We start from the raw sequence: 12513 nt of genomic DNA, 5'->3' as shown, positions 1-12513 counted from the left end.
ATCGGTTTTATAATAAAAATTGTAACCGACATAGGTTTTCTCTAGGAATCAGGAAAATGTTTACCCCTTGAACATCTCCGGAAGCGGATGTTCCCAACCTTCTCTATAACCACGCTGAAGAAGTTTTGTTGCTTCAGGGTCATTTACCACGGATAACTCTTTTTGGTCATAAACCAATGGCCTGTTTAGTTCCATGGCCATATTGGCCAAGATGCAGCTAGCAGTAGAAATATGGGCTTCTTGAATATTGGCTACAGGCAGTGTATTATGCTCTATGGCTTGTAAGAAATCTAGCATATGGGCCCTTGTGGCCGGTGCTGCATGTAGTTCAATATCCTTTTCTGTTAAGTCCTCCGGGTACTTTTCTCTTTCGTAGATAACATCGCCATGTATTTTCTTACCATCACCATGAGGTACAAAATCATACTTTTTTACATCTCCGGAGAGTGTTCCGTTCTCTCCATAAAGTTTAAAAGACCAAGGATATTCAGGGTCGGCAGGTGTTCCCCAAGACCTATGGTTCCAAATGCAATCAAGCTCATCAAATTCAAAAACGGCAGTTTGTGTATCTGCAATATTGGACTTCCCTTCTTTTTGAACATAAATGCCCCCTGTAGCACTTATTTTCTTTGGCCAACCTAAATCTAGCATCCACCGTACGGTATCTAACATATGTACACACATATCACCCGTTATACCATTACCATATTCCATGAAAGTACGCCACCAGCGTCTGTGAGGTAAACCGTCAAATGGTCTCAAGGGGGCTGGGCCTGTCCACATATCATAATCAAAAAAATCAGGTACCGGCACAACAGGCGGATTACCATTGGCTCGCATATGGTAGTAACAACAAATTTCTACATGAGAGATTTTACCCAGTAATCCAGCATCTACAATATTCTTTTTAGCTTCTACCAAATGGGGTGTACTCTTTCTTTGCGTACCCACTTGCACAACTTTTCCGTATTTGTTTGCTGCGGCAACAAGGGCTTCCCCCTCCATTACATCTACACTTATGGGTTTCTGAAGATAGAGGTGAGCTCCGGATTTTAAGACATCTATACCCTGCAGAGCATGCCAATGGTCTGGACTTCCCACAAGAACAATATCTAAATCCTTTTCGGCTAGCATCTTTCTATAATCGGTGTACAGACGGGGATTCTTTTTTGATTTTTGGCGAAGCGCAACCAATTTACCCGCTTCCTCCAGCATATGCCGGTCTACATCGCACAGGGAAATTACTTCAACGTTCGTAACCTGCATAAGCCGGAAAAGATCACTCTTTCCATACCAACCTGTACCTATTAGCCCCACTCTAAAGGTTTTTTCCTTATGAGCAAAATCTAGTCCGTATGCTCCAATGGTAGATAGGGCCATTAGACTAGAAGTATTTTTAATGAATTTTCTCCGGCTTATAGAATTGTTTCTCATGTACATAGCTTTTAGGTTCGGTTCGCTTTCTAAAGATATTTAAATGATTACAATTAACACTATAGTATTGGGGTACTTTAAGAAAATAGTATATTTAAATCTTGATCCAACTAATATCCGATTTTTATGAAATTTAGATTTTTTATTGTTGCTTTTTTATTGATGTTGTCATGCCAATCGATTTGGGCGAAAATTGAATTGCCCAACCTGTTTTCCGATAATATGGTGATACAACGGAATGAAAAAGTTTTGTTCTGGGGATGGGGAAATACGGGTGAGGAAGTGACTGTTTTTACAAGTTGGGATAATAAAGAATATAAGGTAAAGACCACCATAAATGCCAAATGGAAATTAGAAATAGATACTCCAGAGGCAGGTGGCCCGTATAACATTACGTTTAAAGGTGATGAAAATCAAATAGGGTTAAAAAATGTCATGATCGGTGAGGTTTGGTTGGCTTCGGGACAGTCCAATATGGAATGGAGTGCAACAACAAACAAGGGTATAGATAATGCCGAAGAAGAAATAAAAAATGCTAATTATCCTAACATTCGATTTTTTACGGTAGCCAGGCGTACATCAGATTTTCCACAAGAAAATATTCCAGGGTCTTGGGAAGTATGTACCCCAGATACTATGAAGGATTTTAGTGCGGTAGCTTATTTTTTTGCAAGAAGGTTACAGGGCGAATTAGATGTGCCTATTGGTTTAATAGATAATGCATGGGGCGGTTCGCCAGCAGAGGTCTGGACTCCAAAATCGGTTTTTGACGCCCATGAAGATTTAAAACTTTCTGCTGAGGGTCTTGAAGAAACGCCGTGGAGCCCTGTATCGCCCTCGCAATTATACAATGGAATGGTTCATGCCATTACTCCGTTTAAAATCGCGGGAACAATTTGGTATCAAGGAGAATCCAATAGAGGTAGGGCAAATGTTTACGGTAAACTTTTTTCGGAAATGATAAGTTCTTGGCGAAATGCATGGAGCTCTGAATTTCCATTTTACTATGTGCAGATAGCACCATTTAATTATAAGGAACCCGAACAAGGTGTTATGATAAGAGATGTGCAGAGACGTGTTTTGAAAACCATACCAAATTCTGGAATGGTAGTGGTTAGTGATATTGCTACAATTGATGATATTCATCCTACGAACAAACAGGACGTAGGTCTTCGTCTGGCAAATTTGGCGCTCAAAGAAACCTATGATAGTTATGATGGAGAGGTGTATGGCCCCCTTTTTAAGGAGGTAAACCTGCAATGGAAAAAGATTGAAGTGATTTTTGATCATGCAGATGGACTCATGTTTACCGATAAAAAGGAAAGCTATTTTGAAATTGCGGGGGCAGATGGAATATTTCATCCCGCGAAAGCGAAAATTAAAGGGAATAAGGTTATTTTGGCCTCCAAAGAGGTGAAAGCACCTTTAAAAGTAAGGTTTGCATGGAACAATATTGCAGAACCTAATCTCTTTAATGCGGCCGGTTTACCAGCCTCGGCTTTTATAAGTGAGTAACTTTGACCTCCCGCTTTTTTTGAATTATAACTCCTATTGTGATTTAGTTCTCACGGAATAAGAATAATATTATGACCTTACGATATTCTAGTATTTGGACCGGTTTTATGGCTCTGGCCATGTTTTTTGTTGTTTCCTGTAAAGAGGAAAAAGAGAAGCAAGAAGTAACGGAACATAAATACACCAATGCCCTTGCAAAGGAAACGAGTCCGTACTTGTTACAGCATGCCCATAACCCGGTAAATTGGAGGGCATGGAGCCAAGAGGCTTTAGATGATGCAAAAAAGGAGAATAAACTGGTCCTGGTGAGTATTGGTTATTCTTCTTGCCATTGGTGCCATGTCATGGAAGAAGAAACTTTTGAAAATGAAGAAGTCGCGAAAATCATGAACGACAATTTTATAAATATTAAAGTGGATCGAGAAGAACGCCCAGATGTTGACCAGGTATATATGACCGCATTGCAATTAATTTCTGGGAATGGAGGTTGGCCTTTAAACGTGATTACTTTACCAAATGGTAAACCTCTTTATGGCGGAACATACCATACCAAGGACCAATGGGAAAAAGTATTAACGAAAATCAGTGAGCTTTATAAAAATGACCCCAAGAAAGCAGAAGAGTATTCGGATATGGTAGCTGCCGGTATTGCAGAGGCCAACCTCATTGAACCAGCAAAAGGGTTTGATGCCATTACCAAAGAAGCTTTAAAAACCAGCGTTGCAAATTGGAAAGAGAATTGGGATGCCCAAGAAGGAGGTGAAAAGGGTGTCCAGAAGTTTATGATTCCTTCTAATCTAAATTTTTTATTGGATTATGCAGATTTGGCAAGTGACGATAAGGCGAAAACTCATGTTAGAAATACCTTGGATAAAATGGCTCTGGGGGGAATATATGATCAGATCGGCGGTGGTTTTTACAGATACAGTACAGATGCTTTTTGGAAAGTACCTCACTTTGAAAAAATGTTGTACGATAATGCCCAAGTTTTAAGTTTGTATTCAAAAGCATATTCTGTTTTTAAAGACGATAGTTATAAAAATATTGTTTGGGAGACCGTAGATTTTTTGGATAGGGAAATGAAAGATGAAAATGGCGGATACCATGCTGCTTTGGATGCGGACAGCGAAGGGGAAGAAGGAAAATTCTATGTGTGGAAGGAAGAAGAGTTGAAGTCGGTTTTAGGAGATGGATTTGAACTTTTTTCAGCATATTATACAATTAAAAAAGAGGCTATTTGGGAACATGAAAACTATGTCTTACATAGAAAAACAGATGATGCTGTGTTCGTGAAAGAGCATAATATAGACCAGAGCAAACTGAATTTTATAAAGTCTGAATGGAACAAAAAGTTGTTGGAGGCAAGGAATAAAAGAGTACGCCCTAGAAGTGATGATAAGATTATAACGTCTTGGAATGCATTACTTATAAACGGTTTTGTAGATGCTTATAAAGCTTTTGGTCAGGAGCAATTTTTAGAAAAGGCAAAAAGTGTTTTCACTTTTATAAAATCCAATTCTTTTCAAAACGGAAAGCTGGTTCATACGTTTAAAAAAGGAAGTCAGCGCAAAGAAGGTTTTATAGAAGACTATGCTTTTATGATAGATGCTTCGCTACAAATGTATGGGGTAACCTTGGATACACAATATCTTGACTTTGCCAAAGAGCTGAATCGCATTGCAGAAACCGAATTTGCTGATGAAAATTCAGGAATGTACCATTATAATGAGGGTAACGACCTTATCGCCAAAATAATTAAAACGGATGACGGAGTGCTGCCTTCCCCTAATGCTGTAATGGCATATAATCTTTTTAGGTTAGGACATATAGAATATAATGTGGATTTCACCAACAAGTCCAAACAGATGTTATCCGCAATGGTACCCGCTATTATAGAAAGCGCCCCTAGCTATTCCAAATGGAGCGCACTATTGCTTAACAATACCTACCCTTATTTTGAGATAGCCGTAGTGGGCAAGGATGCACCTGTTCTGGTAAAGGCCTTAAATGAAATTCCAATGGCAAATGCTTTGGTGGTCGGAAGTAAATCTGAGAGTAGTTCCCCACTGTTTAAAGACCGCTATGTTGCAGATGGCACCTTTATTTATGTATGTCAAAATACCACCTGTAAATTGCCGGTAAAAACTGTAAATGAAGCACTTGGTCAAATGAGGAATTTTTAAATCATCAGAATTTACAAGCCGATTGTTAAAAAGTGGTGGGTAAACACTTTTTATTTATAAATTGTGGCAACAAACTAACAAAAATTAACAATTTATGCAGATTAAGGAAAACCCGGAAGAATACGATGTTATCATCGTAGGCTCAGGGGCAGGTGGTGGTATGGCCACGAAACAACTAGCAGATGCCGGACTAAAGGTGGCTGTGGTAGAAGCTGGCCCTTTCTTCGACCCCGCAGACCCAAAAACAATGACTCAATTGAAAAACCCCTATGACTCACCACGTCGTGGAGCGGGTACCACCCGTGCCTTTGGGGAATGGGATATGTCCTATGGCGATTGGCATGTAGATGGAGAACCTTATACACATGCGGAAGGTACCACCTTTAAATGGTGGCGTTCAAGGATGCTCGGTGGCCGTACCAACCACTGGGGAAGGATTTCACTACGTTTTGGACCATTGGATTTTAAAGGCAAGACGCGAGATGGTTATGGAGAGGATTGGCCTATTGGGTACGAAGATGTAAAACCATATTATGATAAAGTAGATAAATTAATTGGGGTGTTCGGTACCAATGAAGGTCGTGAGAACGATCCCGATGGTTTTTTTCTTCCTCCTCCTAAACCAAGGCTACATGAACTTTTCTACATAAAAGGAGCTAAGAAATCGGGTATTCCGGTAATTCCAGGAAGACTTTCAATGCTTACCAAGCGTATTAACAATGAACGTGGGGTATGTTTTTATTGTGGTCAATGTAATAGATCATGCTCCGTTTATGCAGATTTCTCGGCAGGTAGCTGTTTAATCTTTCCAGCGCAAAAAAATGGGGGCCAAGTAAAACTCTATGTAAATGCCATGGTTCGTGAAGTAACCACAAATGAAGAAGGAAGAGCTACTGGTGTATCATATATCAACAAAGAGGATAGAAAGGAATATAAGTTAAGGGGTAAGGTAGTGGTGCTTGCGGCTTCGGCCTGTAGTTCTGCACGAATTCTATTAAACAGTAAAAGTAAACAACATCCTAATGGACTAGGAAACAGCAGTGACCTTGTTGGTAAATACTTGCATGATTCCACAGGCAGTAGTGGTATGGCATTCGTGCCGGACCTAATGGACAGGGACGTATCCTATAACGAAGATGGTGTAGGTGGTATGCACGTATACAGTCCATGGTGGGGAGATAATAAGAAGTTAGAATTCCCAAGAGGGTACCATATTGAAGTTTGGGGCGGAATGGGACAACCTAATTATGGTTTTGGTTTTGATCAGGATAGCTTCAATAAACTGGTGGGAAAACCTACCGGCGGATATGGAGATAAACTTAGGGAAGACGTTAAACGATATTATGGCGCAATTGTAGGATTTGGCGGTAGAGGAGAAGGGCTAGCGGTAAAAGAGAATTATTGTGAGATAGACCCTACCACAGTAGATGATTATGGTATTCCCGTTTTAAAGTTCAATTATAAATGGTCCGATATTGAAGTGCGTCAGGCCAAGCATATGCAGGATACTTTTGAAGAGATTTCACACAATATGGGCGGAATCTATTTGAACAAACCAGGTAAAGATAAAGATTACGGCCTTCATGCTCCGGGAGAAATTATACACGAGGTAGGTACTACCCGTATGGGTAACGACCCTAAAACATCGGTAACCAATAAGTTCAACCAATTACATGACGTAGACAATGTTTTTATAGTTGATGCCGGACCGTTCGTTTCGCAGGCTGATAAAAATTGTACTTGGACTATTTTGGCCCTATCGTGGAGGGCATCGGATTATATTATTGAACAACTGAAACAACAAAATCTCTAATGATGGACAGAAGAAAGAGTATACAGACCATGATTTTGGGAGCAGGGGCTTCTGCAATAGCCTTTCACGGATGTAAGACCGAAGGTGCGGAGCCAGCAATACCGGAAACTGCCGTTACTACGGATACCAATTATTATGGAAGAACACCCAAAGAACTGGAGCGCGTAGAGAAGTTGAATGCAGAACAATTGTTCAATGAGCATGAAATGGAAACCATTGCTGTTTTGAGTACGGTAATCCTTCCTCCAAAAGAACCACATGGAGGGCCTATTGAAGCCGATGTTCCGGAGTTTATTGAGTTTATTGGTAAGGATATGCCTCAAATGCAGAATACGCTTTTGGGCGGGTTAATGTGGTTGGATCATAAATCCAATACGGATAACGGAGTAGAGTTTAAAAGCGCAAGTTTGGAGCAACAAAAGCAAATTTTGGATACCATTTGTAACCACGATTTGGAGGTGCCGTTAGACGACCAACCATTGGAAATCCAGTTTTTTGCGTTAATGAGAAACTTGGTGGTTACCGGATATTATACTTCAAAAGTAGGTATTGCCGACTTGGGTTATAAAGGTAACTCCCCCAATGTATGGGATGGCGTGCCGGATGAGGTGCTTAAAAAACACGGAGTAGAATATGACCCGGAATGGATTGCAAAATGTGTGGACCAAAGCAAAAGGAACGATATTGCGGAATGGGACGAACAAGGAAATTTATTGACCTAACTAGGGGTTGGTAGAATTGAATTTTAACGGAAAGCTGAAACTTTAGAAAGTTTCAGCTTTCAACTAATATGTAGAAAATGAAAAAACTAAATGTTTTTATTGCAACTGCTCTTTTTACGGTATCGCTATCGGCGCAAGAAGTGGGGCTACAGTTGTACAGTTTACGTAATCAGTTTAAAACAGATGTGCCCGGAACTTTGGAAACCATTCAAGGGTGGGGCATTACCAAAATTGAAGGTGGTGAAACGTATGGTCTGTCTTTAGATGAATTCAAGAAGTTGTTGAAAACGAATAGTCTTGATGTAGTAAGCGTAGGAGCCAAATTTGGAGATTTGGAAAAGAATGTAGAACAAGTAGTGGAGAACGCTAAAGCATATGGAGCTAAGTATGTAATGTGTGCCTGGGTTCCACATGAAGACAATAAATGGGATTTAGAAGAGACCCAATATGCTTCGGAGGTGTTCAATAAAGCGGGTAAAATACTAAAAGAGAACGGTATTACTTTGGCCTATCACCCACATGGGTATGAATTTAGACCTTATGAAGATGGAACTTTGTTTGACTATATGATTCAAAACGCTACGGATTATACTTTTGAACTGGATGTGTTTTGGGCGCAACACGGTGGTGCGGACCCTTTAGCATTGATGAAAAAATATAAATCCAAGTTTACACTTCTTCACCTTAAGGATATGGAAAAAGGTGTAAAGGGTAATAATACGGGACAGGAAGACCATGAAACTAATGTGGTTTTGGGTCAAGGCCAAATAGATATTACGGGAATCGTTGCTGAAGCCAAAGAATTGGGTATTGAGTATATGTTCATTGAGGATGAATCGTCTAGTGTAGTTGAACAGGTACCTCAAAGTTTGGAATATTTAAAAAGCTTGGATAAGTAAACAAGGCCAAGAATATGCTATAAACTAAAAACCCTGCCTTTTAAGCAGGGTTTTTTATTTCTTGGTAAAACAATACCCTTTTATAGATTCGGAAAGAGTTTAATGCAATCAATTTATTCGCTTAAACAATAAAAGCCTGACATCGGCAACTTTGTCTCCGGTAACTTCTAGAGCTTTTAAAGTTAACGTTCCTTTTCCTTTTTTTAGAATCATAGTGCCTAATTTCATAGGCTTGAAATCTTTTGTATAAGATTCCATTCTTGGTATCCGGTCGTTTTCTGCGCCGCTTAAGTGAGGGTCGTGAGCTACGGATATTTTAGTGGCAATTTTACTGTTACCCATACCAAGTTCTATAATGGAGCCAATATGTTTTTCTGGAGAGGTGTAAAATAATTGAACTTCAAACTGTCCATCGGCAAGAACTTCAATATCCCAAGTAATCGAGTCTTTTTTGCTTTTCCAATTGGTAAGAAATGTGTCGTTAGGGTACTTATTACTTCGTTTAATATTTCCGTGGGCAATAGCATCACGTGCGGGTAGTTGGGTAAATTGAAAATCAGGATGGCCTAGAGTAAAAGGCCTATCGTCAGTTTCTGAAGTAGACGGATTTACTTCTGTTAGCCAATTTTCCTTGGCTTTGATTAATGAATCAACAAGCTTCGGCAATCGTTTTGAAATATCATTGGTTTGTCCTCGGTCTTTTCTTATATCGTATAGACGGTTTTCGTTGTCTAGCCGATAATCTTGAGTCCGTACACTGGTATGGCCGTTCCAATGGTTAAAGATAGGTCTGTCTTCCCAACTGGGGGTATCTTTGAACAATAAAGGAGATAGGTCCTTACCGTCAATGGGTTTGGTCTTATCAGTAGAGATATTTAGCATGCTGGTTATAGTAGGTAAGATGTCTATGGCACTGGCAAGTTGCGGTACTTTTTTTCCGGGATGGATAGCATCTGTCCATTGTATATATAATGGACTCCGTACCCCACCTTCGTCCGTTGAACCTTTTTTACCCCTCATGCCACCGTTCCACCTAAAACTATTTGGGCCGTTGTCCGTAAGGTAGATTACAATAGTGTCGTCATCAAGATATAATTTGCGCAATTTTGCAGTAATCCGGCCCACGTTGTAATCTATATTTTCCACCATGGCCAATGCCGCCTTTGTAAAATCTATGTCTTCATTGGTTTTATCATCGGAATATAAACTGAGTTCTTTCTTGGTAAAACGATTCCAGTACTCATCCGGTACTTGCATTGGGCTGTGGGGCGTGTTGTACGGTAGATATAGAAAGAAAGGGTCTTGCTTGTTCGTTTCAATAAAATTAAGGCCATGGTCGGTGAGGTCATCTACAAGAAAACCTGTTCCCTTTACAATTTCGCCATTATGCTCCAGCATAGGGCTAAAATAATTTCCCCAATGACCGGAGGCAAATCCGTAGAAATCATCAAAACCTTGTGAGTTGGGGTGGTAAGGCGGTTGCATGCCGTTGTGCCATTTGCCATAGGCAGCGGTTTTATAACCTGATTTTTTCAAGATTTCCGCCAACGTAGTTTCTCCAAAATCCATCCGCTCACCTCCCGAAGAAGTTGAGTAGACACCCGTTCTAGGAAAATACCTTCCGGTAAGTATTTCCGCACGGGTAGGGGAGCAAACCGGTTGTACATAAAAATTTTCAAAAGAAGCCCCATATTTGCCAATGGCATCTATATTCGGGGTTTCTAGATTGGTATTTCCACTACTACTTAAATCGCCCCAACCTTGGTCATCCGCTACAATCAAAATAATATTGGGAGGTTTGGTAGAACGGTCAGTTTTGGTGTTTTTTTCAGTTTTGTTCAAATCACCCTTACACGTTACAAACGATAAACTAAATATGCACAAGACGGATGTTTTAAGTAATTGAGGTAGTACCATGCGTATAGTTTAAAAGAAGAATATGGTTAGGAGCTTATTTTTTTCGATACAAGAAAACCTAACAGCATATGAATATAGTGATAAAACCAAATAGAAATTTGAAGATGAAATAGATTTTTCCATGAAAAAAAATACTTATATTATGATGATTTAAATTCAACGTACTACTTATGTGTTCCCACTTTTTAAAGCATTTTCCCCTAGGGTTCTACGCCCTTATGTTACTGTTCTGTTCCTGTTCGGATATGGAATCTTCCAAAAATTATGTTTTGGAGGGTTCTTTGCGTAAATGGCAACCTGTGACACTGACTTTTAATGGCCCTGAAGTATCGGAAACAGACTCTATAAATCCCTTTTTAGATTACTCGCTACTTGCAAAATTTTCAAATAAGGATACCACGTATATGGTACATGGTTACTTTGCAGGAGATGGTGAAGCGGCGGATACAAGTGCGGATTCCGGAAATAAATGGCGAGTTAAATTCTCTCCCAATACCGTTGGAAATTGGAAGTTTCAGGCGTATTTGATGGAGGGTGAAAACATTGCCGTAAAGCAGTTCTCCTTACCAAAGAAAAATAAAAGTATTTGGGATGTAAAGGGAAGTTTTGAGATACAGCCCGTAGATTCTACAGCAAAAGGATTTTATAGTACAGGAAAGTTGACTTACGATGGTACACACTTTCTTAAGCGCAGTGAGGACCAAAAACCTTTTTTGAAAAATGGAGTAGGTAGCCCGGAAAACTTCTTGGCCTATTCGGAATTTGATGGAACATTTGACAATGGCGGTCCTGCCACACCAACATTAAATGATGGCCTTCATGAATATGCATCACATATTGATGATTGGAAGACTTCCGATCCGGTATGGGGTTTCTACAATGGTAAAGGAATAATTGGGGCTCTTAATTATTTATCGGAAAAAGAAATGAACAGTCTTTATTTTTTGGTGATGAATGAAAATGGAGATGGAAATGATGTCTGGCCTTGGATTGCACCCAAGGAACAAACGCGCTATGATGTTAGTAAGTTGGACCAGTGGGAAGTTGTTTTCACACATATGGACCAACTAGGAATGGCCATGAACGTTTTTACCCAAGAAACGGAGAACGATACCATATTGAACAAAGGGGAGCTGGGGTTAGAGCGAAAACTCTTCTATAAAGAACTCTTAGCCCGTTTTGGTCATCATTTGGGCGTTGTTTGGAATTTGGGAGAAGAGACCAACCGGAGTCCGGAACAACTAAAAAGTTATGCGGATTATATTCGTAAAATAGACCCTTATAATCATCCTATAGCTGTTCATAATCACGTTCGGGTTACTGGAGAGCGTAGAGAGGGTAGGCCTTTGGATCCTATTAAGGAAACGTTTACCCCTATGTTGGGGCATCGCAATTTTGAAATCCCTTCTTTACAGATGTATGACACTACAGAAGTGCATAAAGAAGTTAAGAAGTGGATAGATTTATCAGCCAAGAAAAAGAAACCTTGGGTAGTATATCTTGATGAAATTGGCCATTGGGATATTGGTGTAACAACGGACACTGCAGCAAATAATAACCATGATATGGTTATGCACAGTAGTCTGTGGGGAAGTTTAATGTCCGGGGCGGCAGGAACTTCTTGGTACTTTGGGGGAAAGGATACACCCAATAATGATATTTCGGCCGAGGATTTTAGGGCTCGTGATGCTTGGTGGGATATTACCAATAATGCCAAAAAGTTCTTTGAGGACCACTTGCCGTTCCATACCATGCAAAATCATGATGAGCTGGTAAGTAATAACAAGGCGTACTGCTTTGCTAAAAAGGATGAGATTTATCTAGTGTACCTTCCGAAAAATGAAACTACGGACCTTGCCATTGGTGATGGGGCCTTTACCATTGCTTTTTATGACCCAAAAGCAGGAGGTATGCTCTATGATAAACAGAACGAAGGTTGGAAAATTACTAAACCCAACAGTGTAGAATTATCCGCCTACAATGGACAAAAAGAAAAAGATTGGGTAATTGTAATTGCTAGAAAGTAATAT

At 39.9% G+C, this 12513-nt stretch carries 8 protein-coding genes; 6 read left to right on the top strand and 2 right to left on the bottom strand.

Annotated elements, in window-relative coordinates; genetic code table 11:
• Window positions 1-60: 60 nt before the first annotated feature.
• On the bottom strand, window positions 61-1434 hold the full coding sequence (locus tag Q4597_RS17185; RefSeq protein ID WP_303407356.1) for a Gfo/Idh/MocA family protein: 1374 nt from the start codon (window positions 1432-1434) through the stop codon (window positions 61-63).
• A 126-nt stretch (window positions 1435-1560) separates the two neighbouring features.
• Between Q4597_RS17185 and Q4597_RS17180 the strand changes: the two genes are divergently transcribed.
• From Q4597_RS17180 to Q4597_RS17160, 5 genes are all read left to right on the top strand, one after another.
• Window positions 1561-2949 carry a sialate O-acetylesterase gene (locus Q4597_RS17180; RefSeq protein WP_303407355.1) on the top strand — a complete coding sequence of 463 codons (1389 nt, stop codon included), beginning with the start codon at window positions 1561-1563 and terminating at the stop codon, window positions 2947-2949.
• A 71-nt stretch (window positions 2950-3020) separates the two neighbouring features.
• Entirely contained in the window at window positions 3021-5132 is a 2112-nt protein-coding gene (locus tag Q4597_RS17175) for a thioredoxin domain-containing protein (protein ID WP_303407354.1), read from the top strand.
• A 94-nt stretch (window positions 5133-5226) separates the two neighbouring features.
• Window positions 5227-6945 (top strand): GMC family oxidoreductase, encoded by a 1719-nt coding sequence (locus Q4597_RS17170; RefSeq protein WP_303407353.1) that lies wholly within the window; start codon window positions 5227-5229, stop codon window positions 6943-6945.
• Between the two features lie 2 nt (window positions 6946-6947).
• On the top strand, window positions 6948-7667 hold the full coding sequence (locus Q4597_RS17165) for a gluconate 2-dehydrogenase subunit 3 family protein (protein ID WP_303407392.1): 720 nt from the start codon (window positions 6948-6950) through the stop codon (window positions 7665-7667).
• Between the two features lie 77 nt (window positions 7668-7744).
• A complete protein-coding gene (locus tag Q4597_RS17160; protein ID WP_303407352.1) occupies window positions 7745-8566 on the top strand; it encodes a sugar phosphate isomerase/epimerase in 822 nt (273 codons plus the stop codon).
• A 108-nt stretch (window positions 8567-8674) separates the two neighbouring features.
• Here the strand turns inward: Q4597_RS17160 and Q4597_RS17155 are convergent, their stop codons facing one another.
• Window positions 8675-10408, bottom strand: a complete 1734-nt coding sequence (locus Q4597_RS17155) for an arylsulfatase (RefSeq protein ID WP_303407351.1) — start codon at window positions 10406-10408, stop codon at window positions 8675-8677.
• Window positions 10409-10653: 245 nt separating this feature from the next.
• Here Q4597_RS17155 and Q4597_RS17150 point away from each other — a divergent pair, with 245 nt between their 5' ends.
• The gene (locus Q4597_RS17150) at window positions 10654-12510 is read left to right on the top strand and encodes a DUF5060 domain-containing protein (RefSeq protein ID WP_303407350.1); all 1857 of its coding nucleotides are present in this window, start codon (window positions 10654-10656) and stop codon (window positions 12508-12510) included.
• The last annotated feature ends 3 nt before the right edge of the window (window positions 12511-12513 follow it).

It is taken from the genome of Zobellia sp. 1_MG-2023 (assembly GCF_030549125.1).
Lineage (GTDB): Bacteria > Bacteroidota > Bacteroidia > Flavobacteriales > Flavobacteriaceae > Zobellia > Zobellia russellii.
This window is presented reverse-complemented; position numbering and strand designations above follow the sequence as displayed.

Coding starts and splice junctions, on each gene's coding strand:
- Q4597_RS17185 (WP_303407356.1), bottom strand. CDS start 1,434: ATGAGAAACAATTCTATAAGCCGGAGAAAATTCATTAAAAATACTTCT.
- Q4597_RS17180 (WP_303407355.1), top strand. CDS start 1,561: ATGAAATTTAGATTTTTTATTGTTGCTTTTTTATTGATGTTGTCATGC.
- Q4597_RS17175 (WP_303407354.1), top strand. CDS start 3,021: ATGACCTTACGATATTCTAGTATTTGGACCGGTTTTATGGCTCTGGCC.
- Q4597_RS17170 (WP_303407353.1), top strand. CDS start 5,227: ATGCAGATTAAGGAAAACCCGGAAGAATACGATGTTATCATCGTAGGC.
- Q4597_RS17165 (WP_303407392.1), top strand. CDS start 6,948: ATGGACAGAAGAAAGAGTATACAGACCATGATTTTGGGAGCAGGGGCT.
- Q4597_RS17160 (WP_303407352.1), top strand. CDS start 7,745: ATGAAAAAACTAAATGTTTTTATTGCAACTGCTCTTTTTACGGTATCG.
- Q4597_RS17150 (WP_303407350.1), top strand. CDS start 10,654: ATGTGTTCCCACTTTTTAAAGCATTTTCCCCTAGGGTTCTACGCCCTT.